Below are 23,498 nucleotides of genomic sequence, written 5' to 3'. Positions count from 1 at the left end.
TCAGGGGGGCCGTCGCTCCCCGACCTGGTACAAGGATGCTGACCGATGCGATCGATCGTCCTGCTGACGACGGCCCTGGCGGCGACGCCCGCCCTGGCCGCGGCCCCGGCCGACGTGCCCACGCGCCACGGCCTGGCCCTCTACGGCGACCCGGCGCTGCCGGCGGATTTCGACCACTTCCCTCACGCCGATCCCGATGCCCCGGTCGGCGGCACCCTGACCCGCAGCGCCAACGGCAGCTTCGATTCCACCAACCCCTTCATCATTCAGGGCACGCCGGCCTCGGGCCTGAACGCCATCTACGACACCCTGATGGTGGCCAATCCGGACGAACCCTTCACCATGTACGGGCTGCTAGCCGAAGGCATCCGCCTCGACCCGGACCGCCGGTGGATCGAATTCGACCTCGACCCCGATGCCCGCTTTCATGACGGCGAGCCGGTCGACGCCGCCGACGTGGTCTTCAGCTTCGAGACGCTCACCGAGCAAGGCCAGCCGTTCTACGCCGCCTATTACGCCGACGTCAGCGACGTGCGGGTGGTCGACGAGAACACCGTGCACTTCGACCTCGCCGACAGCGATTCCCGCGAGTTGCCGCTGATCCTCGGCCAGATGCCGATCCTGCCGGCCCACTACTGGGAAGACCGAGACTTCGAGCGACCCACTCGCGACGCCCTGCTCGGCTCCGGCCCCTATCGCATCGCCGAGGTCGATCCCGGCCGGCGCATCGTCTACGAACGGGTCGACGACTACTGGGGGAAGGCTCTTCCGGTCAATCGCGGCCGCCACAACATCGGCCGGCTGGTCTACGACTACTATCGCGACCAGACGGTGGCGCTCGAGGCCTTCAAGGCCGGCAATCTCGACATGCGCATCGAGTCCAGCGCCCGCCACTGGGCCACCGCCTACGACTTCCCCGCCGCCGAAGGCGGCTTCGTCCGGCGCCTGGAAGTACCCGACGGCCAGCCGGCCGGCATGCAGGCCTACGTGCTGAACACTCGCCGCGACACATTCCAGGACGCCCGGGTGCGCGAGGCGCTGAACCTGGTCTTCGACTTCGAGTGGCTCAATCAAAACCTCTTCTACGGCGCCTACGAACGCACCCACAGCTACTTCGAGAATTCCGAGATGGCCGCCGAGGGCCTGCCGAGCGACGCCGAACTGGCCCTGCTCGAGCCCTGGCGCGACGACCTGCCCGAGCGGGTGTTCGACGAACCGCTGCCCGTGGAGCGGCCGGATGACATGCGTGCTCGCCTGCGCGAGGCGCTGGCGCTGCTCCATGCCGCCGGCTACGAGAATCGCGACGACGGTACCCTGGTGAACACGGAGACCGGCGAGCCGCTGTCCTTCGAAGTGCTGCTCTACGACACCCAGTTCGAGCGCGTCGTGCAGCCGCTGCTGCGCAACCTCTCACGGCTCGGCGTGCAGGGCGACATCCGCATCGTCGACGTCAATCAGTACCTCAACCGACTGCGCCGCTTCGACTTCGACGTGGTGGTGGGGAGCTTTCCGCAATCCGCCAATCCGGGTAACGAACAGCGTGAGTTCTGGGGCAGCGAGTACGCCGACGCGCCGCAGAGCCGCAACCTGATCGGCCTGGCCGACCCGGCGATCGACGCCCTGGTCGACGACCTGATCGCCGCCGACAGCCGCGAGGCGCTGGACACCGCCGCCCGGGCTCTCGACCGAGTGCTGCGCTGGGGCTTCTACGTCATTCCCCAGTGGCACCTGGACAGCACCCGCATCGCGGTCTGGGACAAGTTCGGCTGGAAGGAGCCCTTCCCCGAGTACAATCTCGACCTCGACGCCTGGTGGGTCGACCCCGAGCGCGGCGCCGAGATCGAGGCCCGACAGCGCAATCGGTGAATGGGTGTGAGGGGTAAGGAGTGAAGGGTGAGGAGCGAGGCGCACCAGCGTATGGAGCAGGCGTTTTCTCACTCCTCACGCCCTGCCCCTCACCTCTCCCGTGATACCTCCGGATAGTCACTAGCCAAGGACATGCCGTGGCCGCCTACGTACTGCGCCGCCTGCTGTTGATGATCCCCACCCTGCTGGGGATCATGCTGCTCAACTTCCTCATCGTGCAGGCCGCCCCGGGCGGCCCCATCGACCAGATGCTGGCCCGTTTCGAGGGCCTCTCGACCCAGGCCAGCACCCGCCTCGAGGGCGGCGGCGGCGACAGTGCCGGCGGTGGCGGTGAATCCCGCGGCGCCCGCGGCGTGCCGCAGCAGTACATCGACCGCCTCGAAACCCAGTTCGGCTTCGACGAGCCGGCCTACCAGCGCTTCTTCGACATGCTGGTCGACTACGCCACCTTCGATCTCGGTGAGAGCTTCTTCCGTGGCGAGCCGGTCACCCAGCTGATGCTCGAGCGGCTGCCGGTGTCGATCTCGCTGGGCCTCTGGACCACCCTGCTGGTGTATCTGATCTCGATCCCGCTGGGCATCCGCAAGGCGCTGCACCACGGCTCGCGCTTCGACGTCTGGAGCTCGGGGCTGGTGATCGTCGGCTACGCCATCCCGGGGTTCCTGTTCGCCATCCTGCTGATCGTGCTGTTCGCCGGCGGCAGCTACTGGGACGTCTTCCCGCTGCGCGGCCTGACCTCGCCGGACTTCGGTGAGCTCTCCGCCTGGGGCAAGCTCAAGGACTACTTCTGGCACATCAGCCTACCGGTGCTGGCCTCGGCGATCGGCAGCTTCGCCACCCTGACCATGCTGACAAAGAACAGCTTCCTCGACGAGATCCACAAGCAGTACGTGCTCACCGCCCGGGCCAAGGGGGCCAGCGACCGTCGCGTGCTCTACGGCCATGTCTTCCGCAACGCCATGCTGATCATCATCGCCGGGCTGCCCTCGGCGCTGGTGGCGATCTTCTTCACCGGCTCGCTGCTGATCGAGGTCATCTTCTCGCTCAACGGCCTGGGACTGCTGGGCTTCGAGGCGGTGATGCAGCGCGATTACCCGGTGATCTTCGGCACCCTGTATCTCTATACCCTGATCGGGCTGATCCTGAAGCTGATCTCCGACCTGACCTACGTATGGGTCGACCCGCGGATCGACTTCGAGACCCGGGAGTCCTGAACATGGCACTGAGCGAGCGTTTCTCCCCCATCACCCGCCGCCGGCTGGCCGTGTTCCGCGGCAACCCGCGCGCGCGCCTGTCGCTGTGGCTGTTCCTGGCCATGTTCGTGATCAGCCTCGGCGCCGAGCTGGTGGCCAACGACCGGCCGCTGCTGGTCCACTACCAGGGTCATTGGTACGCGCCGCTGGTCGTCGACTACCCGGACAGCGAGTTCGGCGGTTTCCTGCCCACGCCGGCCGACTATCGCGATCCCTACACCCGTGAGGCGATCGAGGCCGACGGCTGGATGCTGTGGCCCCCGATCCCGTTCTCCTACGACACCCTCGATCAGGACCTCGACCATCCGGCGCCCTCGCCCCCCGACGCCCACCACTGGCTGGGCACCGACGATCAGGGCCGCGACGTGCTGGCTCGAGTGATCTACGGCTTCCGCCTGTCGGTGGTGTTCGCCCTGGTGCTGACCGCCGGCTCCCTGGCCCTGGGCGTGATCATCGGCGGCGTGCAGGGCTACTTCGGCGGCAAGGTCGACCTGATCGGCCAGCGCCTGATCGAGATCTGGTCCGGGCTGCCGGTGCTGTTCCTGCTGATCATCCTGGCCAGCCTGGTCGAGCCGAACCTGTGGTGGCTGCTCGGCATCATGCTGCTGTTCTCCTGGCTGGGGCTGGTCGACGTGGTGCGCGCCGAGTTCCTGCGCGCCCGCAACCTGGAATACGTGCGCGCCGCCAAGGCCATGGGGCTGCCGTCGCGAATCATCATGCGCCGCCACGTGCTGCCCAACGCCATGGTCGCCACCCTGACCTTCATTCCGTTCCTGTTCACCGGCGCCATCACCACGCTCACCGCCCTGGACTTTCTCGGCTTCGGCCTGCCGCCGGGCTCGCCGTCGCTGGGCGAGCTGGTGGCCCAGGGCAAGAACAACCTCCAGGCGCCGTGGCTCGGCATCACCGCCTTCCTGACCCTGGCGGTGATGCTGTCGCTGCTGGTGTTCATCGGCGAGGGCCTGCGCGACGCCTTCGATCCGCGCCACATCCAGCACGCCAGCGGCAAGTCCGAGCCGGCCGACGGCGAGCGCCAGACCGCCACCGGGAGCGCCAGATGAGCGACGAGACCCTGCTTCGCCTCGAGGATCTGACCATCGCCTTCGACGACGCCCCGGTGGTCGAGGGACTGTCGCTGGAAGTGCGCCGCGGCGAGACCCTGGCGCTGGTCGGCGAGTCCGGCTCCGGCAAGTCGGTGTCGGCACTCGGCGCCCTGGGCCTGCTTCCCCCCAGCGCCCGCGTCAGCGGTACGCGCCGGCTCGACGACACCGATCTCGCGCGCCTGTCCGACCGCGACTGGCGGGCGATCCGCGGCGGCCGGGTCGGCTTCGTGTTCCAGGAGCCGATGACCTCGCTCAACCCGCTGCACACCGTGGCCCGCCAGATCGGCGAGACCCTGCGCCTGCACCAGGGGCTGCGCGGCGCGGCCGCGCGCCGGCGCGCCCGCGAGCTGCTCGAACAGGTCCAGCTGCCCCGCGCCGAGGAACTGCTCGACGCCTGGCCCCACCAGCTCTCCGGCGGCCAGCGCCAGCGGGTGATGATCGCCATGGCCATCGCCAACAACCCGCGGCTGCTGATCGCCGACGAGCCGACCACCGCGCTGGACGTCACCGTGCAGCAGGAGATCCTGGCGCTGCTGGCCGAGCTGCGCGATACCCACGGCATGGGCATGCTGTTCATCACCCACGACCTCAATCTGGTGCGCCGTCACGCCGACCGGGTCTGCGTCATGCGCCACGGCCGAGTGCAGGAGACCGGCCCGGTGTCGCGGGTGTTCGAGGCCCCCGAGAGCGCCTACACCCGAGAACTGCTGGCCGCCGATCCCACCGGACGCCCCGAACCGGTCACCCATCGCACCCCGCTGCTCAGCGCCCAGGGGCTGGGCATTCGCTTCCAGCGGCCGAAGAAGCTGTTCAGCCGCCGACCGCCGGCCTTCGAGGCGGTCAAGCCGCTGGACCTGACGGTGGCGCCGGGCGAGACCCTCGGTATCGTCGGCGAATCCGGCTCCGGCAAGACCACCCTGGCCCTGGCGCTTCTGCGCCTGCAGCAGAGCGAAGGCGAGATCACCTTCAACGGCGAGCGTCTCGACCGCCTCCACGGCGACGCCCTGCGTCGCCAGCGGCGGCGACTCCAGGTGGTGTTCCAGGACCCTTACGGCTCGCTGTCACCGCGCATGCCGGTGGCCGACATCGTCAGCGAGGGGCTTCGCTTCCACCATCCCGAACTGGACGACGCCGAGGTCGACCGCCGCGTGCGCGACACCCTGCGCGAGGTCGGCCTGCCCGAGGAATGCGGGGCCCGCTATCCCCACGAGTTCTCCGGCGGCCAGCGCCAGCGCATTGCCGTAGCCCGGGCCATCATCCTCGAGCCGTCGCTGCTGGTGCTCGACGAACCGACCTCGGCGCTGGACCGCACCGTGCAGAAGCAGCTCGTCACCCTACTGCGCGAGCTGCAGCGCAAGCGCGGGCTCAGCTACCTCTTCATCAGCCACGACCTGGCCGTGGTGCGCGCCATGGCCCATCGCCTGCTGGTGCTCAAGGACGGCGAGGTGGTCGAACAGGGCGACTGCGAGGCCGTGCTGACCCAGCCGACCACCGACTACACCCGAGCACTGGTCGAGGCCGCGGGGCTGTCGCCAATGTCGCCATGAACGTCGTCGTCAGCGTCGCCGGCGTCTCCCCACGGCCTGATGACCAGGACGCTTCAGGATCGATGATGGTTTAGCCGTTACGCAAGATAACGGTATAAAACACGGCGACCGGCGCGACGGTTTTGCTGGTACCGAATCGGGACCTGTTTATACTTGCCGAATGCCGAGGGGAAGGAACGAGAGGAACCGGGATGCCTCAGACAAGGGCGTGGCTGACCACCGCCGTACTCCTGTGTGTGGCCGCCCTCTGGCTCGGCTCGGCGATGGCGGCACCTCGGGATCTGGGAACCGGCTGGGAGTATCGCTGGGGCGACTCCCCCGTGTCTGCCGATGGCGTCCCAACCTGGGTGAAACCAGGAGACGACGATGCTTGGAACGCCATCGATTTCCCCGCCAACCCGCCCGGACGCCGAGGACAAACCCTGGCCTGGTTCCGACTCTCCCTCCCTGAGGGTGATTGGCAAGATCCGGCACTCTACATTACCAGCATCAACCTGATCGCCGACGTCTACTTGGACGGCGAACGCCTCTACCAACATGGCACCTTCGATGATGATGGCAATGGCCGCTTCGCAGGCTGGCCCTGGCACATGATCCGCCTCCCCGAGGGCTTCGGCGGTCGACAACTGACCCTGCGGGTCTACTCCGACTACACCGCCATCGGCCTGTGGGGCGAGATCATGCTGATCGAACGCGCCGATCTCTTCCCCAAGCTTCTGCGCGACGCTCTGGGTGCACTCATCGTCGGCCCGCTGTGCCTGCTCCTGGCGCTTTTCGCGGTAGGTTTCGCGCTGTTCCAGGACGACCGTCGCCGTTTTATGCCCATCAGTCTGTTCGCGCTGGCCTCCGGCATCATGATCATTGCCGAAAGCCCGGTCGACCAGTTGCTGATCGACCGCCCCCTGCTGTGGGACAACCTCGCCGCCGCAGGCTACTTCACCCTTCCTATCGCGCTGGGGCGCCTACTGGAGCACTGGTTCGCCGATACGCGATCACGCCGTATCCGGCGTATCTGGCAGTTCCACCTTGTCTACCTGGTGGGCGCGCTGGGGGCCAGCGGGCTCGGCTGGATCAATCTCTCGATCACCTTTCCGGTCTTCGATGTACTTCTGGTGCTCAGCATCAGTCTGCTGCTGGCGATTATCGCGCCCCATCTCGGCCGGTTCGACGCTCGCCAGAGGGCCATACTGGCCGCCTTCGCTCTGTTCGGGGCGCTGTTGCTGGTCGACATGGCCGTGGCCCATGGCCTGCTGCCCTGGCAGCGGGTACCCACCAGCGCCGGCGCGCTGGCCTTTGCCCTGGTCATCGGTGGCATCTCGCTGATCGACTACGCCCACACACAGAGGGAACTCCGGCGCCTCAACCACCAGCTCGAACAGGAAGTCGAGGAACGGACGCACCAGCTACAGCAGCTGGTGGAACGCCTCGAGATCGACTCCACCACCGACCCGTTGACCGGCCTGCATAATCGCCGCCACTTCGACGATTGCCTGCGACAGGAATCCCGCCGGGCCCGGTCCCGGCAGACGCCGCTGGCGATGGCGATGCTCGACATCGACCACTTCAAGCGGATCAACGATGGTCACGGCCATGCAGCGGGCGACCGAGTCCTGGTGGGCATCGCGATGGCGCTCCGGGAACACTTCCGCGACGATGATGAGATATGCCGCATCGGCGGCGAGGAATTCGTGATACTGCTGCCCGGCACCGGCGCCGATACGGCAAGAGAGCGCGCCGCCTCGCTGATGGCGAGCCTGGCCGACCGCGTCTACTGGCACGACGGCCGCATGCTGGGCCCGGTGACCCTGTCCTGCGGTATCGCTGCCTACCCAGCGCACACCGCCGATCCCATGACGCTGCCCGATCTGGCTGACCGTGCGTTGTACGGCGCCAAGGAAACCGGCCGCAACCGGATCATCACTGCTAGCTGAGCATCGGCCTCACGAAGAAGCGCCGCTAGAAAAGCGCGACCTCGTCGGCCGTGAGCTCACGCCACTCACCGGGCGCCAGCTCCGAGTCCAGCGCCAGTGCACCGACCGACTCGCGATGCAGTATCTCGACGTGATTGCCGATGGCGGCAAACATGCGGCGCACCTGATGGTAACGACCCTCGTGGACGGTCAGCCGCGCGTGCAGCGGGTCGAGCATCTCGAGCTCGGACGGCCGCGTCGGCGCCTCGTCACCCTCGAGTTCGATGCCCTCGGCGAAGGCCGCCACCGCGCGCTCGGCCTCGGCGCCTTCCAGGGGGCGCGCCAGGGTCGCCAGATAAACCTTGGCGCAGCCGCGCTTCGGCGAGGTCACGCGATGCGACCACTGGCCGTCGTCACTGAGCAGCAGCAGCCCGGTAGTCTCCACGTCGAGGCGCCCCACGGTCTGCAGCCGCTCGGCCTTGGGCAGGTCGATCAGATCCATCGCACGCGGATAGAGGCCGCGTCGCGCCGTACATTCCACGCCTTCGGGCTTGTGCAGCATCACGTAGCGCAGCCCGACCAGCGCCAGGCGCTCGCCGTTCCAGGTCACGCGGTCATCGGACGCGAGATGGCGGGCAGCCTTCTTTTCGCGCTCACCGTTGACCTCGACCTCGCCGCGCAGCAGCGCCCGCTTGGCCAGGCTGCGGGTCATCTCGGTACTTTCGGAGAGGAATCGATCCAGTCGCATCAGGCACCCACCCCGTCGGTCAGGCCGAAATGATCGGCATCGCGCCAGGCCGGAAACTTCTCGCGGAAGGCGTGCAGCTCATCCAGCGACAGCGTGCCGGTCTTGACGAAGGTCGTATCGCGGGGCTCGTCGATCAGCGGCTCGCCCTTGGCGTCCACCAGCATCGAATCACCGGCATAGGCCAGGCCCTTGGCATCCTCGCCGACACGGTTGACGCCGATCACGGGGCACAGGTTCTCCACGGCCCGGGCCTGCAACAGCACCCGCCACGGGTGGCGACGCGGTGCCGGCCAGTTGGCCACGCACAGCAGGGCATCGTACTCGAAGTGCTCGCCCGGCGCGGGCCGCTGGCGCAGCCACACCGGAAAGCGCAGGTCGTAACACACGCTGAGCAGGATCCGGAAGCCCTTGAGCTCGACGATCACCCGCTCGTGGCCCATGGCATAGCGCTCGTGCTCGCCGGCCATGCGGAACAGGTGCCGCTTGTCGTAGTGCACCAGGCTGCCGTCGGGGCGCGCCCAGATCAGACGGTTGAAGCAGTCACCGTCTTCCACTATCGCCACGCTGCCGGTGACCACGCAGCCGCGCCGGGTCGCCTGCTCACGCATCCAGGCCACGGTGGCACTTTCTGCCATCGGCTCGGCCATCTCGCGGGAATTCATGGTGAAGCCGGTGGCGAACATCTCCGGCAACACGATCAGGTCGGTATCGCCGCCGTCGAGCTCGCCCAGCGACGCCTCCAGCATCCGGCAGTTCGCCTCGGGGTCTTCCCAGCACAGGTCGGCCTGCACCAGGGTCGTTCTGAGTTCGCTCATCGAGGACTCCATTGGGGATCGAAACGGCCCCCATAGCCTAAACGACAGCGGCCGATGGCGCAGCCACCACGCACCGGTCGACGCCCGCATGATAAGCTTTGGTTTCATTGATTAGGAAAGTAAAGATGTCATCGACCGATCGCGATACCCGGGCCGCCCAGGGAGTCGGCTATGGCCTGGCCGCCTACCTGATGTGGGGCTGCTTCCCGCTGTTCTTTGCCCTCTTCGACGAGGTGCCCGCCTACGAGATCCTGGTACACCGGGTGCTGTGGTCGTGCGTGTTCCTGGCCGGCGTGGCGACCGTACTGCGGCGCTGGAAGCCGGTCGGCGAGGCCCTGGCCCAGCCGCGGCGCCTGGGACGGGTGCTGGCCTGCGCGGTGCTGATCGCCGTCAACTGGGGGCTGTATATCTACGCCGTCGAGACCCATCGGGTGCTGCAGGCGAGCCTTGGCTACTACCTGACGCCGCTGATCAACATCGCCCTGGGCATGCTGGTGCTGCGCGAGCGCATGAGCCGCCTGCAAGGCCTGGCGGTGGGCCTGGCCGGGGTGGCCATCGCCCTGCAGCTGGCGCTGATCGGCACCTTGCCCTGGATCAGCCTGGTGCTGGCGCTGAGCTTCGGCACCTACGGGCTGTTGCGCAAGCAGGTGCCGCTGGACGGCCTCTCCGGACTGCTGGTCGAGACCCTGCTGCTGATGCCGCTGGGGCTCGTGGCCCTGGGGGCGCTCAGTCAGGCCGGCCTGTCGCATTTCCTCGGCGACAGCCGTACCACGCTGCTGCTGCTGGCCTGCGGGGTGATCACCGCCCTGCCCCTGCTGGCCTTCGCCGGCGCCGCCCGCCGCCTGCGCCTGGGCACCCTGGGGTTCCTGATGTACCTGAATCCCAGCCTGCAGTTCCTGATCGCGCTGTTCGTGTTCGACGAGCCGCTGAAGCCAACGCAGCTCGCAACCTTCGTGCTGATCTGGATCGGCCTGGCACTCTACAGCTGGTCGGCCTGGCAGCGACGCCCGGCCTCAGAGGTCCGCGCCTGATCGCACCGGGGCATAGCGAAACAGGAAGGTCTCGGATTCGCTCGGCCGCCCCAGATGGAAGCCCTGAAGCAGCTGCACGTCCAGCGATGCCAGCCAGCGGGCCTGGGTCGCGTTCTCCACGCCTTCGGCCACGACCTCCAGGCCCAGCTGGCGACAGAAGCGTATCATCGCCGCATAGGCCTCGACCGCCCGCTCGTGGCGCTCGGCCGCCGCAAGCAGCTCGCGGTCCAGCTTGACGGCGTCGAAGGGCAGCCGCTGCAGCAGCCGGAAGGCGGTGTAGCCGGTGCCGAAGTCGTCCAGCGAGACGCGCACGCCGAGGCGACGCAGGCCGATCAGCGCCTGCTCGATGTGTATCAGCTCCCCGAAGTCGGCGTGCTCGGTGATCTCGATCTCCAGGCAGCTCGGCGGCAGTGCCCGCTCGTGCAGGGCATCCCCCAGTGCCGCGACGAAGTCCACGTCTTCCAGGCTCGACAGGCCGACGTTGATCGACAGTCGGAAGTCGCCATCCAACCGCTCCCGATGCCGGCACAGCCAGTCGATGGCCGTGCGGCTGACCCAGCGATCCAGCTGCCGGGTCAGGCCGAGGCTCTCGACCACCGGCAGGAACTCGCCGGGCGACACCTCGCCGAACTCGGGATGCTGCCAGCGCAGCAGGGCCTCGGCGCCCAGCAGGCGATGATCGAGGCGGGAAAACTGCGGCTGGAAGACCAGGCGCCACTGCGACTGCGGTGCCTCGATCAGGACCTCCAGCGCCTCTGCCAGATGACGGAAACGGGTCGTCCCACCGGGCGCACGAGGCGAGACGCGGCGCAGGGGCTGCGGCCAGCCGCGCCGCGCCAGATGCCTCACGCCCTCATCGAGGGCGTCGCGGCACTGGGTGATGTCGCCGCTATGCTCATCGAGACACAGCAGGCTGGCGTACCAGGTCAGCCGCTGGCCGCTACCGCCGGGCGAGAGCTCACCGAGGTGCGCCAGGATGCTGTCGAACAGCGCCTCCACGTCCTCCGGCCGCGACGATGCCGGCACCGCGCCCAGTAGGTTCATGCCGGTCCCCGCGTAGAGGTGCCAGTCCGCGGGCAGCGCCTCGCGCATCGCCGGCAGCTGTTCGCGCAGCATCGCCTGCGCGGTGACCAGCCCGAAGCGTTCGCGGGCCTCACGCAGCTGCGGAGAAGCAAGTTCGAACAGGCAGCCGTCCCGACGCGGCGCCTCGACTTCCCAAAGCTGCTGGCTGGGCAGACCGGTCGCATGGTCGACCATCAGCCGGCGCTGGCGACGCGCGATGCGTCGCCGCGACCGGCTCAGCAACAGCAGGCCCGCGCCCAGCACACCACTGACGCCGATCCCAACCCACAGCAACAACGAGCGCTGCCCCTCGACCTGCTGCATGGCAGCGTCGACGCCGACCCACTCGATGGTGGCGGCCAACGGCGTCGGCACCCGGGCATGCCAGCGGGCGTCCAGCACCCGACGGCCCGCCATGACGACCTGGCGCTCGGGCTGGCGCTCGAACACCGGACTCAGCAGCGTCTCGATGGCCAGGGTGGCCACACGCCGGGTGTCGAGCAGAACGCCACCGGCACAGCCCAGGTCCAGCTGGTACGGCAGATGGCAGAACACCGGCACGCCCTGGTCCTCCAGCGTCTCGAGCCAAAGACGCTGCCTCGGGTCCAGGTCGCCGCTGCCGGTGGTCTGCCCCTCGACCAGGTACACCCGGGTGTCGACCGGCAGGGTTTGCAGCGTGCGGACCACCTCTTCGGGCGTCCAGTCCCACAGCACACCGGCCAGGCGCCCCGACGCCGACGCCCGCAGGCGCGACACGAAGCCCCGGGTCAGATCCTCGCCGACGGCGGTCTCGTCCCCCAGCACCAGCCAGGGCACCGGCGCGCCGAACGCCTCACCGAGGAAAGCCAACGACGACTCGGCCACCCCGGTGGTCATGATGCGCTTGATGCCATGCGCCCGGGCCTGGCGCTGAAGGTCGGGATCGTTGATGCCGATCGCCACCACCCGGGAGGGCGACTGCCAGTCCTCGGGCCGGGCCAGGTAGAAGGCCAGGGCCGCATCATCGATCAACAGCAGGCGATCGCTGGGCGTCACCGCCTGTCGCCCTTCCAGGCGCTCCCGCTGCAGCATGAAGGCCCGCTCGCGGCCCAGACGCCGGGCATCCAGGTAGTCCACGTCGAGCGACGGCACGCCGAGCCGCTCGGCCGCCTCGTCGAGGCGGGCCAGCAGCTCGTCGGTCCACAGGTTGCCGCGGTGATAGGACGCCAGCACCTGAATGCGCGGCACCACATTGTCAGGGCGTTCCGTCGTTTCACCGCGATCGGACTCGGCGGAGCTAAGCGAGGCGGCCAAGAGGGCGAGTCCTGCGAGGCAGGCCCCAAGGCATGACGTAAGGTATGGTCTCCGCGCTCGCACCCACATCGGGTTCATCCGACTCATTGTTGTTCAATGCTTTATCTGAGACCTTGTCATGCCAAACGTCAACCGAAAGTGCTAACGCACGGTGTCGGACGGTCTCATTCTCACCGCCTGCCCTGGTGCCGGTTCTCCGACATGGCGTACGCGAGAGGAGTGGCGCACGCGGGCTCACCAGCCCAAGATGACGGTACCCTGGCCACCCGACGGCGCTCCATGGCGACCAACGCATCCCCCGACCTTTCCATGCCCGCGTCGATACCGACTCCGCTCGCCGACGCCCCGCTGCTGCTGGTGGGGGCCGGGCATGCGCACCTGCATCTGGTCAGCCAGCGCGCCCGTCTGCCCATGCCCCGGGTAATGCTGCTCGACCCCGGCGGCTTCTGGTACTCCGGCATGGCCGGCGGCGTGCTGGGCGGCCAGCATTCGCCCGCCGCGGACCGCCTGGAGCCCATGGCGCTGGCCCGCCGCCATGGGCTCGAGGGCCTGCGCGGCCGTCTGGCCGGGCTCGATCCCGACCGGTACGAGGCGCTGCTGGACGACGGCCGGCGTCTGGCGGTGTCGGCCGTCTCGCTCAACCTGGGCTCAACGGTGAACACGCCGCCCGCTCATCCCGAGGGCCCCGATATCTGGCCGGTCAAGCCGATTCCCCGACTGGTGGCGCTGCGACATCGGCTGGCGCACGACTTCGCCGCGGGAAAGTGCCCACGCCTGCTGGTGGCCGGCGGCGGCGCCAGTGGCGTCGAAGTGGCCTGCCAGCTGCGGGCCCTGGCCGATCGCCACGGCGTCGATCCGACCATTCGCCTGCTGACCCGGTCATCGGACCTGCTGCCGGGCGCCCCGCGAGGCGCGGTGCGCTGGCTGCATCGGCGGCTCGTCCAACGCCGCATCGCGGTCGAGACCGGGCTCGCGCTGGTCGGCCATCTGCCCGGTGGCAGCATGGCGACGCCACCGAATCAGCCGCCGAGTGAGGACAACGCCCATTTCATACCCGCCGATCACGTCATCCATGCCGTCGGCCTGGCGCCACCGACGCTGCTCGAGCGGCTCGGTCTGCCGATCATCCCCGGGCGGGGCCTGGCGGTCACCGACACCCTGCAGAGCCCGGCGCTCCCCTGGGTCTTCGCCGCCGGCGACTGCGCCGCCATGATCGACCACGAGCTGCCACGGCTCGGCGTCTACGGCGTGCGCCAGGCGCCGGTGCTGCTCGACAACCTCGCCGCCTGGTGGCACGGCGAGGCGCTGCGCCCTTATCGCCCGCAGTCCCGGGCGCTGTCGATCCTCGACCTGGGCCGTCGTCAGGCGTTGGCAATGCGCGGCGGCGCCTGGTGGGGCGGACGGCTGGCCTGGTACTGGAAGCGCCGGCTGGACGAGCGTTTCCTGACCGGCTATCGCTGCTGAACCCGGCCAGGGCGGATTCTCGACGGCGGCGCCGATCGGGTATCATGGCCGACCATCACAGGGAACGGCAGCACCATGGACAGCACTCCCAAGCAGAACCTCGGCATCAGCGCCTACCGCTGGCTCAAGCAGGACATCATCCGCGGCGTTTATCCGCCCGGGGAGAAGCTGCTGATGAGCCGGCTCAAGGAACGCTACGACCTCGGCATCGGTCCGCTGCGCGAGGCCCTGTCCCAGCTGGTCGCCGAGCGACTGGTGGTGGCGATCAGCCAGCGCGGCTACCGGGTCGCGCCGATGTCGCGCGAGGAACTGGCCGACCTCTACGATGCCCGTGCCCAGCTGGAGGGACTGATGCTGGAGCTGGCCATCCAGCGCGGTGACGACGCCTGGGAAGCCGACGTGCTGGCCAAGGCGCACACCCTGGCCAAGGTCATGGAGGTGCACAGTCCCGAGGAGATGCTCGACGTCTGGGACACCCGTCATCAGGCCTTCCACACGGCCATCGTCGCCGGCTGCAACTCCCCCCACCTGATGCAGGCGCGCCAGGGGCTGTTCGACCAGGTCGAGCGCTATCGCCACCTGTGGCTGCAGGAAACCGTGCTCTCCGACGAGGCCCTGGCGCGCAAGCGCCAGGAACACGCCGCCCTGGTCGACGCCACCCTGGCCCGCGACGTGGAGCGCGCCCGCACGATGATGCGTGAGCATCTGATGACGCCGGTGCCGATCATCCTCGACGCGATGCAGCGCCGCGGCCTGGCATGAACCACGGCCTGGCATGAGCCGAGGCGGCAGGATCGCCTTGATCCCGGTCATCGTGCTGTCACGACCCATGCGGGATACTCCTCACGAGCCCACGGAGGAGTCTTCACCATGCCGCGACCTCATCTGCTTCACCTGACCCGCGACCAGTCACTGCGCCTCGAGCACCTGGCCGAACGCTGCGACCTGCCCGTCAACGAGTTGCTCAACCGCCTCGTCGGCGAAGGCATCGCCAACCTCGAAAGCGAGCTGATGGTCGAAGGTGCCGGCCTGCGCAAGGCCGAGCGCAGCATCGACCAGTTGCTGCGCGAAAGCGGCCTCGGCATCTGAACCGGGTCAAGCGAACGCACGGCGAAAACGACGATAGTCGGCCAGCGCCCGCTCGGCCGATACCGCCGCGAGCCGCACCTCCTGGCCCGGCAGGCACTGCGCCAGCCGCGCGCAGGAGAGCGGCGTCAGTGCCCCCAGCCGCGGATAGCCGCCGATGGTCTGACGGTCGTTGAGCAGCGCGATGGGCTGGCCGTCCGGCGGCACCTGCACGGCACCGAGGCCGAGCCCCTCGGAGATCATGCTGGTCAGCCGACAGCGCAGCGTCGGCCCCCGCAGTCGCACGCCCATGCGGTCGGCGCGGTCGTCGACCCGCCAGGCCGTATTGAACGCCACGGCCAGGCTCGCGCCCTCGAACTCGGCGATCTGGGCGCCCGGCAGCAGCGACAGCCGCGGCATCGCCGTGTAGTCCAGGCGCGCCTCCGCGGGCGCCTCCCGCTCGTCGCCGATCGGGTGCTCCCCCGCCTCGGTGCCGACGTGGAGGACATCGCACTCGGCCAGCGCGTGGCCATGGCCATCGTGGCCGCCGAGCCCTTCGCGCACCACGCTGGCCAGGCTGCCGAGCACCGGCTCGGCACGAAAACCGCCGGCCACGGCCAGATAGGCGCGCAGCCCGCCGACCGGCTGGGCGAAGCGCAGCACCTGGCCGGGTCGCAGGCGAAACCGCTGCCAGGGCGAGAGCGGCGCGTCGTCGAGGGTCGCCCCGAGATCCGCGCCGGCCAGCGCCAGCGTCAACTCACGCTCGGCCTCCAGTGCCAGGCCGCCGAGCGTCACTTCCAGCGCCGCCGCCCCCCAGGCGTTGCCGGCCAGCCGGTTGGCCCAGGCCCAGGCGTGCAGATCGGCGGGGCCGCCCTGGGTCACGCCCAGCCGGCGCACGCCGAAGCGCCCGGCATCCTGCAGCAGCGCCAGCGGCCCCGGGCGCGTCACCCGCAGACCCGACACGGCATCCTCTATCGCCGCCGTCATCGCGTGTCCTCCATATACGTGACATCGGCGCCCCGTCGCACCAGTTCCTCCTTCGAGACCGGCACGAAGCGCACCCGGTCACCCACCCTGAGCAGGCTGAAGCCGTCACGGTCGCGATCGAAGAGCCGCGCGGCGGTGCGGCCGATCAGGTTCCAGCCCCCCGGCGAGACGGCGGGATAGGCGGCGGTCTGGCGTCCGGCGATGCCCACGCTGCCGGCGGGCACCCGCTTGCGCGGCGTCTCCAGGCGCGGCGTCTCGAGGCGCTCGTCGACACTGCCCATGAAGGCGAATCCCGGCGCGAAGCCCAGGGCATAGACGCGATAGGTCACCTCGGCGTGCCGTGCGATGGTCTCCGCCACGTCGAGCCCCGCCCGCTCGGCCAGGTGCGGCAGCTCCGGGCCGACGCTCTCGTGGTACCAGGTCGGAAGCTCGTGGACCTCGCCCGTGGCGGCCTCGTCGTCGGGCGCCAGCGCGGCCAGTGTCTCGGCGAGCCGCTCTCGCGCCTCGTCGGGCGTCATCCGCATCGGATCGAAGATCACCAGCAGAGTGGTATAGGACGGCACCAGGTCCACCAGGGCATTGCCGAAGGCCGCCTCGCAGTCGCGCACCAGGGCGGTGATCCAGGGCAGGTTGGCCTCGTCGATGGCATCGAACAGCCGTACCAGCCAGCCGTCGATCCCCGCCGACTCCAGTCGCGGCAGGCCGGGGACGCTCATGCGTTCCCCTCATCGCCGTCGTCGTCCTCGTCGAGGGCACGGCGAATGGCCTGGATGGCGGCGATCGACTCGGCATTGTCGCCGTGCACGCAGAGGGTGTCGGCCGCGAGGATCAGCGCGCTTCCATCGCGGGCGACGAGTGGCTCGCCGCGGGCGATGCGCCGCGCCTGGTCGACGATCGTGGCCTGGTCATGGTGCACGCTGCCGGGCTCGCGCCGCGACACCAGCCGTCCCTCGCCGTCGTAGGCACGGTCGGCGAAGGCCTCGAACCACAGGGTGACGCCGAAGCGCTCGGCCAGCTCGCGGGCGGCGGAATCGTCGCGGGTGGCCATCACCATCAGCGGCAGCTCGGCGTCGAAGGCCACGAGCGCGCGCATCACCCCGGCCAGGATCTCGGGATCGCGCATCATGTCGTTGTAGAGCGCCCCGTGGGGCTTCACGTAGCCCACCGACAGGCCCTCGGCGCGGCACACGCCGGCCAGCGCCCCGAGCTGGTAGAGCACCAGATTCTCGATCTCCTCCGGCGTGCAGGCCATGTGCCGCCGCCCGAAGCCCACCATGTCCGGATAGGCCGGATGCGCGCCCACGGTGACGCCGTGCTTGCGCGCCAGGCGCACCGTCATGCGGATCACATCGGGATCCGAGGCGTGGAAGCCGCAGGCCACGTTGGCCAGGTCCACGTGGGGCATCACCTCGGCGTCCATGCCCATGGTCCAGGCGCCGAAGCTCTCGCCCATGTCGGCGTTCAGCAGCAGTTTGCGCATGCGCGTCGTCTCTTTTTCCATCGTTGTTGCCATTAAAACAGGCACGCGGCGCGGCCTCACCCCCATGGAGAGATGTCGTCATGCGTTATCCCGGAGTTCGAGGCGCAGGTCGTGAATCAGCCGCACGTCGTTGAAGGCGGCCGCCCGGGTCTCCTGCTGTCGCAGCCGGAACGCAGCCTGCTCGCGCCTTGGCAGGCCCTGGAACTCAGCGAGCACCTGGAACAGCCAGATTTCGGGGCCCCAGTCGAGTCCGCCGGCCTCGAGGTACTCGAGCGCGCTCAGCGGCTCGCCCTCGACCACCGACAGGTAGAAGCGTTCGACGTCCTCCCTCAAGGCCTGCTGGCGGGCGGCGACCATCGAATCCTCGTGACGCTCGGCGGCCACGGCGGCGGCGACGGGCTCCGGCGCCGCGGCGGGCCGCGGCAGGTCGTGGAGCAGCTCGGTGACGACCCGGGCATCCGGGGCCTGATCGAGCGCCACCGCGCCGGCGGCGGTCAGCGGCGCGGCGCGGTTGACCAGCGCCGGCACCTCGCTGCGCCGGGCGTAGTTGCCGGGCACGAAGCCGGGATGCTCGCGCAGGAAGGCGGCCATGCCCGCCACCAGGCGGCTGCGCGACTGCTGCTGGCGGAAGCGCGCCATCAGCTCGATCAGCCGGCGCTGCACCTCGCGCAGGCTGGTGTAGTGCTGGCTGAGGCGATGCTGGAGCTGGCTGACCAGCAGCTTGCGCAGCGCCCCGTCGGCGCCCACCAGGTCGATCAGCTCGTCGAAGTCGATCAGCGCCAGGCCGTCGAGCAGGCGCACGATCTGCTTCTGGGCGCGGTCGTTCTCGCGGATCTTGTCGGCCAGCCGGCTGACGAAGCCGAAATCGCTGTTGAGGCGCCGCCAGAGGCTGTCGATGGCGTCGGCGAAGCGGCCGTCGAGGTCGTCCACCGCCTGGCGCAGGCGCAGCAGCTGCTGCTCCTGACGCCAGTACTCGGCGCCGTCACGAGCCTCGCGATAGCTCTGCACCAGGCCGCGCATCAGCTCAAGCGTCTCGGCCACGTCGGCGTTGACGTGGCGGCGGGTCTCGTCGGCCAGCATCTCGGCGATCAGCTCGCGCACCTTGGGCGCGAGCTTCACCCCGGCCTGCTCGTCGGGCCGCCACAGGATGCGCGCCGACAGCAGCCGATTCAGCGCGGTAGTGGAAAGCCCCTCCAGCGGCACCTCGTCGCGCACGTAGCCGGCCATCAGCGCCTCGGCGTGCTTGCCCAGCAGCGCCAGCCGCTCGGCGCCGGTGCCGAGCAGGCGGTTGTCCAGGGCGTCTGAGTCGCTCGCGCTCACAGCAGCCGCTCCTGGGCCTCCGGGGCCTGGTCGTCGACGGGCAGCTGCTCCTCGTCGCGGATGAAGCGCACCAGCTCGATCAGGTAGTCGATCTTGGCGGTGGCAATGAAATAGTGGCGGTCGGCATGGGGCTGGCTCAGGTAGCCGCGCTCGCGCAGGCGCTTGAAGACCTGCTTGATCTGGGCATCGAGCTGCTCGCTCTGTGAGCCGAAGAACGGATCCGTGGCCAGGCGCTCGAGGCGCTCGCGCAGCCCCTGGTTGTCCTCGCAGCGCGAGCTGAAGTCGGCCGGCTTGAGCACGTCGCCGGGCGACACCGGGCCGTCGCGGCCGAGCGCCTCCTGCACCAGCTGCAGCCATTCGAGCATCGGCAGCAGGCTGCCGACGGTCTCCGCCAGCTGGCGGGAGAGCTGGTCGCGGGCGGTGTCGTCCAGCTGGCGCCAGGCCAGGAAGTAGACGCTGCCCTCCTCGTTGCTCGCCAGGCGCCGGTTGAGCGGACGCAGGTAGGCGTCGAGGCGCTCGCGGGTCGCCTCGTCCTGCAGGCGGCGGAAGGCCGTATCGTCGCTGACCGCGCACAGGAAATCCCCGGCCAGCAGGCGCTCCAGCAGCGGACCCAGTTCCACCATGGAACGCTCTGCGGTCGAATGCTCTGACATCATGTCCTCGCTCATGCCGATGCCTCCTGACAGTCGCTCTGGCGCTCCTCCAGACGCTGGGCCAGGCGGCTCAGTCGCGGCTCGATGCGCTTGAGCCGGCGCTTGTCGGGCGCGGTTTCGTCGCGGTCGATCAGATAACGGTGCTGGAACAGCATCAGCACGTCCGACTCCGGGTTGGGGAAGGCGCCGACGATATGGATGCGGTTGTTGTCGCAGGCGTCGAACAGCTTCTCGACGTTGTGATACGCCAGGGTGCCGATCTCGTCGATGGGCCAGTGCACGGCCACCTCGGCCGGGCCGCGCAGCAGCCGGGTGAAGGCCAGCAGGAACTTGCACAGGATCAGGTAGGCCATGCCGTGGCTGGAGGACTCCAGCAGCTGGCGGTCGTTCTTGATCACCAGGTCGGCGCCACCCTCGTTGAGGTGCAGCTCCAGGCGCAGCAGGCTCTCGACACTGTACTGCTGGTCGCTGCGCAACAGCTCCACCACGTCGGCCAGGGCGTCGAGGTAGTCGTCGTCCGGCAGCGTGCGGCCGCCGTCGCGCCACTCGCGGTAGCGCTGGGCGAAGCGCTTGAGCGGCTCCCAGAAGCCGAGCTCGTCGATGGTCGACTGGATCTTCACCTCGGCCTTGCCGATGCCCTCGAGCCTCAGGTCGTCGGCCACTTCGTCGGAAAGCCGCCGGCTCTGGGCGTTGATGCGCCGGTTGAGGTCGCGAAACACGGTGAAGAACTTGTCGAGATCGTCGCCGAGATTGCGCCCTTCCTGCAGCAGCTGCTGCTGTTGCCCCTCGAGCAGCTGCAGCATGTCGGCCAGCACCGCCAGCAGGCGGCGCGGACCGGTGTCCTCGAGCTTGGCGCGTTCGGCCTCCAGGGTGTCCTGGAAGTCGGCGCTGGCGCCCTTGACCAGGTTGGCCTCGATCTTCTCGCAGCCGCGGCGCAGCGCGTCGAGCGCGCGGGCGTGGTCGGTGAGCGCCTGGCGGACGCGCTCGATGCGCTCGTCGACGTCACCCGGTGCCTCGCCGAGCGGCTCGCTGGCCGGCGCCAGCGACAGCCCCTCCAGGGTATCGAGCAGCGGCGCCAGGGTCTCGATCAGCGCCTGCTCGGCCTCGCGGCGGGTCTTGAGTTCACCCACCGCCGACCGATGCTCGGCCCGGTCGGCGTCGAAGGCGTCCTTGAGCGTCTTGCGCTCGCGTTCGGCGGCCTGCTGGGCCTGGCTCAGCTCCGCTTCCCGCGCCACCAGCCGCGGCTTGCGCTCGCCCCAGTCGAGGCGCATGAAGCGGGCGTAGGCGTCGAGCTCGTCCCGCCGCGCCTCGGTGTCGTGGATGCGCTGGCCCAGGTCCTCGATCTTCGCCCGGGTCTCCCGCACCTTGACCGGGTCGACGCCGCGATCGGCCAGCTCGCGATCGAAGGCGGCCTCGAGCTCCTCGCGCTGGCGTCGGTTGTCTTCCCGGAGCTCGCCGAGCTGGCGGCGATACTGCTCGATCTGGCGATCGACGCCGGCCAGCTGGCCCTGGTGATCGGCGGTGAGCTCCATGCGCTGGGCGCGGTGGGTCTCGTCCAGCGTCGCCAGCGCCTGGTCGCGCTCCTCGCGCAGCGCCTGCTGCACCGCCTCCTGCTCCTCGAGGGCTTGGCGGCGGCTCGCCTGGCGTTCCTGCTGCGCCTGCTGATGACGCAGCTGACACTGGCTACGGGCCTGCAAGGCGTAGTCCACTTCCTCGGCGGCGCGACGCTTCTCGCCGCCCGCCCGTTCGAGACGCGCGTCGGCCTCCTGCACCCTGTCATGACCGGCCTTGAGCGCCTTCTCGGCGTCCTGCTCCGCCCCCCGAGCGTCGTCCAGCGCCTGCTCGGCGGCGCCGATTTCGGCCTGCAGGCCGGCCTCGTCCTGGGCGTGGTCGGGCAGCGCGATGGCGGCCAGGTCGAGGGCCAGGCCGTGGAGGTCGTCGCTGGCGTCGTCGTTGAGCTGCGGGGCGAGATCGCGCCGTTCGAGCAGCGCCGGCGCCAGCACCTTGCCCAGGGTCTGCTCCCAGCCGGGCCGGTGATGGCGCAGGAAGTGCCGCAGGCTGCCCTGGGCCGGATCGCGCTGCACCTCCAGGGCCTCGAGACGGGCCTCGGCCCGGGCCCGCTGCTGGCGGACCCAGTCGAGCTCGCGTTCGGCGTCGTCGCGGGCGCGCTTGTGGCCGTCGAGCTCGCCGCGCAGGGCGTCGAGGGTGGCGGCGATGGCGTCCTGGGCGCTGCGCGCCTCGTCGACGCGCAGCTGGGCCCGCTCGGCCTCGCGGGCTTCCTCCTCGGTCTGGGTGCCGTGGGCGAGCTCGGCCTTGAGCTCGGAGAGGCGCGCGGTGAGCCGCTCGAGTCGCCCGCGGTAGTCGCCGTCCAGCGCCTGGCGGCGGGTCTGGTAGTCGGCGTCGAGGCGGCTCTCGGCCTCGCGCTGGCTCTCGCGGCGGGCTTCCTTCTCCTCGCCGAGGGCGTCGATCCGGGCTTGGAGCTCGTCGCGACGGCGCTCGAGCTGATCGCCGAGCTCGACCAGCCGGGCCTCGAGGCGGGCCTTGCTCTCCTGCACCGCCTGCTGCATGAACTCGAGATGGTCGCGCAGGCCCTGCTGCTGCTCACGCCACTGGGGCAGTGCCTTGAGGTCCTGCTCCAGGCCGGGCATGTCGGCCTCCTCGAAGGCCTCGAAGCGGCGCTGGAGATCGTCGAGCTCGGTGCGGGTCTGCTCGAGCTCGCTGCCCATCTCGCTGAGGCGGTCGTTGACGTCCTGGCGCGCCTGCTCGTAGGCCTGCTCGCGGGCCTGGAAATCGCGCTGGCGCTCGCCGATCTGCGCTTCGAGATCGGCCCGGCCGCGCTCGGCCCGGGCGCGGTCGGCCTCGAGCTGGGGACCCAGCTGCCACAGGCCGGCCTCCAGGTCGGCGATCTCGCGGTCCTGGCGCTGCAGGTCCGAAAGGGCCTGCTGCAGCGGCTCGAGGCGCATCGACTGGCGCATGCGGGCGATCCACTCCCGCGCCTTGGTGTTGCGGATGCGGGTCATCGGCAGCTCGACGCCGTCCTCCTCGAAGATCGCCGCCAGCATGGTCTTGAGGGTGTCCATCTTGCCCTCCTTGGCGTGCACCGCCGAGACCAGCTTCTCCATGTGGCGGATGCGACGGCCGGCGCGCACCAGGCTGAAGCGGGCGGCCACCTGGCGCAGCTTCAGGCCCTCGCGGCGGCCGCCACCGCCGCCGTGCTGGGTGAAGTCGTTCTGAATCACCGCGCGGTATTCCGAGGTGGCGCCGAGCTTGTGCGACACCGGGGTGCCCTGGCGGCGCAGCCCCTGGTTCCACTGGGCGTAGTCGAGGGCGACCACGCCGCCCTCGGTCTCGACCAGGTAGTCCTCGGGGCGATAGGGCGCGCCGACGAAGCGATACTCGACGCCGCCCTCGCCCTTGCGGGTGAGCACCGCCTGGCAGACGTCGCCTTCCTCTCGGCGATATTCGTAGACCAGGTAGCTGTTGCGATGCGGCAGGTAGAAGGCATCGAACTTGCGTCGGGTCTTGGGCACCACCCGGTTGGGCAGCTCCCCGTAGAAGACCGGCACCAGGCGCTGCAGGGTCGTCTTGCCCGAAGCGTTGGTGCCGCAGATGTTGGTGTGGCCATCGACGTCCAGTTCGACCACCCCCTCGAGATGACCGTGGATCATCACGATGCGTAACAGCTGAGCCATGCGGCGTCCTTGATCTTTGCTGACAGTCGCGAGCGTCTGTTGCGGCTCGAGCACGCGCCCGGGGCAAGGCGTAGCGAGGTTCTTTTGACATGGACGTCAAAAGAAGCGCCCAGGGACGGGTTTACCGCGTCCTCGCGCAGGCTTGCCCCGGGCATCGCGTGCCCGGCGTGGAGGTCAGACGCTCCAAGGCCGCCTATCTTGCCAGATCG

18 protein-coding genes are annotated in these 23,498 nt (G+C 69.4%); 9 read left to right on the top strand and 9 right to left on the bottom strand.

Translation table 11 applies throughout. The features are described 5' to 3' along the window. The first annotated feature begins 45 nt into the window (after positions 1-45). From UN84_RS07505 to UN84_RS07485, 5 genes are all read left to right on the top strand, one after another. On the top strand, positions 46-1,866 hold the full coding sequence (locus UN84_RS07505) for an extracellular solute-binding protein (protein ID WP_046078630.1): 1,821 nt from the start codon (positions 46-48) through the stop codon (positions 1,864-1,866). Positions 1,867-2,003: 137 nt separating this feature from the next. Then, positions 2,004-3,080, top strand: a complete 1,077-nt coding sequence (locus UN84_RS07500) for a microcin C ABC transporter permease YejB (protein WP_046078629.1) — start codon at positions 2,004-2,006, stop codon at positions 3,078-3,080. 2 nt (positions 3,081-3,082) lie between these two features. Continuing rightward, entirely contained in the window at positions 3,083-4,180 is a 1,098-nt protein-coding gene (locus tag UN84_RS07495; RefSeq protein WP_046078628.1) for an ABC transporter permease, read from the top strand. Then, entirely contained in the window at positions 4,177-5,769 is a 1,593-nt protein-coding gene (locus tag UN84_RS07490) for an ABC transporter ATP-binding protein (protein ID WP_046078627.1), read from the top strand. The genes UN84_RS07495 and UN84_RS07490 overlap by 4 nt, the downstream gene beginning before the upstream one ends. A gap of 191 nt (positions 5,770-5,960) precedes the next feature. Next, entirely contained in the window at positions 5,961-7,700 is a 1,740-nt protein-coding gene (locus tag UN84_RS07485) for a GGDEF domain-containing protein (protein WP_046078626.1), read from the top strand. Positions 7,701-7,725: 25 nt separating this feature from the next. On the opposite strand, the gene UN84_RS07480 is transcribed toward UN84_RS07485, so the two are convergent. Together UN84_RS07480 and UN84_RS07475 are read right to left on the bottom strand one after the other, a co-directional pair. After that, positions 7,726-8,427 carry a pseudouridine synthase gene (locus UN84_RS07480; protein ID WP_046078625.1) on the bottom strand — a complete coding sequence of 234 codons (702 nt, stop codon included), beginning with the start codon at positions 8,425-8,427 and terminating at the stop codon, positions 7,726-7,728. Next, positions 8,427-9,242 (bottom strand): amidohydrolase, encoded by an 816-nt coding sequence (locus UN84_RS07475; protein WP_046078624.1) that lies wholly within the window; start codon positions 9,240-9,242, stop codon positions 8,427-8,429. Before UN84_RS07475 ends, UN84_RS07480 begins: the two co-directional genes overlap by 1 nt. A gap of 125 nt (positions 9,243-9,367) precedes the next feature. Between UN84_RS07475 and rarD the strand changes: the two genes are divergently transcribed. Then, positions 9,368-10,273, top strand: a complete 906-nt coding sequence (gene rarD, locus UN84_RS07470) for an EamA family transporter RarD (RefSeq protein ID WP_035593360.1) — start codon at positions 9,368-9,370, stop codon at positions 10,271-10,273. On the opposite strand, the gene UN84_RS07465 is transcribed toward rarD, so the two are convergent. Beyond that, positions 10,256-12,562, bottom strand: coding sequence for an EAL domain-containing protein (locus UN84_RS07465; RefSeq protein ID WP_152662846.1), 2,307 nt, complete (start codon positions 12,560-12,562; stop codon positions 10,256-10,258). The genes rarD and UN84_RS07465 overlap by 18 nt on opposite strands. A 345-nt stretch (positions 12,563-12,907) precedes the next feature. Between UN84_RS07465 and UN84_RS07460 the strand changes: the two genes are divergently transcribed. The 3 genes from UN84_RS07460 to UN84_RS07450 all read left to right on the top strand — a co-directional run bounded on the left by UN84_RS07460 (position 12,908) and on the right by UN84_RS07450 (position 15,181). Continuing rightward, complete coding sequence (locus UN84_RS07460) at positions 12,908-14,092, top strand: NAD(P)/FAD-dependent oxidoreductase (protein ID WP_237022382.1); 1,185 nt, start codon at positions 12,908-12,910, stop codon at positions 14,090-14,092. Positions 14,093-14,167: 75 nt separating this feature from the next. Then, positions 14,168-14,854 carry a DNA-binding transcriptional regulator CsiR gene (gene csiR / locus UN84_RS07455; protein ID WP_035593369.1) on the top strand — a complete coding sequence of 229 codons (687 nt, stop codon included), beginning with the start codon at positions 14,168-14,170 and terminating at the stop codon, positions 14,852-14,854. Positions 14,855-14,962: 108 nt separating this feature from the next. Continuing rightward, positions 14,963-15,181, top strand: coding sequence for a hypothetical protein (locus tag UN84_RS07450; RefSeq protein WP_046078621.1), 219 nt, complete (start codon positions 14,963-14,965; stop codon positions 15,179-15,181). A 6-nt stretch (positions 15,182-15,187) separates the two neighbouring features. Here UN84_RS07450 and UN84_RS07445 read toward each other — a convergent pair whose 3' ends face one another. From UN84_RS07445 to UN84_RS07420, 6 genes are all read right to left on the bottom strand, one after another. After that, a complete protein-coding gene (locus UN84_RS07445) occupies positions 15,188-16,144 on the bottom strand; it encodes a biotin-dependent carboxyltransferase family protein (RefSeq protein ID WP_046078620.1) in 957 nt (318 codons plus the stop codon). Further along, positions 16,141-16,860: a 5-oxoprolinase subunit PxpB gene (pxpB, locus tag UN84_RS07440; RefSeq protein ID WP_046078619.1), complete on the bottom strand. Its 720-nt coding sequence runs from the start codon at positions 16,858-16,860 to the stop codon at positions 16,141-16,143. Before pxpB ends, UN84_RS07445 begins: the two co-directional genes overlap by 4 nt. Continuing rightward, on the bottom strand, positions 16,857-17,624 hold the full coding sequence (locus UN84_RS07435; RefSeq protein ID WP_046078618.1) for a 5-oxoprolinase subunit PxpA: 768 nt from the start codon (positions 17,622-17,624) through the stop codon (positions 16,857-16,859). The genes pxpB and UN84_RS07435 overlap by 4 nt, the downstream gene beginning before the upstream one ends. A gap of 78 nt (positions 17,625-17,702) precedes the next feature. Then, a complete protein-coding gene (locus UN84_RS07430; RefSeq protein ID WP_173834982.1) occupies positions 17,703-18,944 on the bottom strand; it encodes a hypothetical protein in 1,242 nt (413 codons plus the stop codon). Continuing rightward, positions 18,941-19,567, bottom strand: a complete 627-nt coding sequence (locus tag UN84_RS07425) for a condensin complex protein MksE (RefSeq protein ID WP_046078775.1) — start codon at positions 19,565-19,567, stop codon at positions 18,941-18,943. The genes UN84_RS07430 and UN84_RS07425 overlap by 4 nt, the downstream gene beginning before the upstream one ends. 41 nt (positions 19,568-19,608) lie before the next feature. Further along, positions 19,609-23,289, bottom strand: coding sequence for an ATP-binding protein (locus tag UN84_RS07420; RefSeq protein ID WP_173834981.1), 3,681 nt, complete (start codon positions 23,287-23,289; stop codon positions 19,609-19,611). Positions 23,290-23,498: the final 209 nt, after the last annotated feature.

It is taken from the genome of Halomonas sp. HG01 (assembly GCF_000968715.2).
In the GTDB taxonomy this organism is placed as follows: domain Bacteria; phylum Pseudomonadota; class Gammaproteobacteria; order Pseudomonadales; family Halomonadaceae; genus Halomonas; species Halomonas halophila.
The sequence above is the reverse complement of the archived record's forward strand: the minus strand, read 5'-3'. Positions and strand labels throughout refer to the sequence as shown.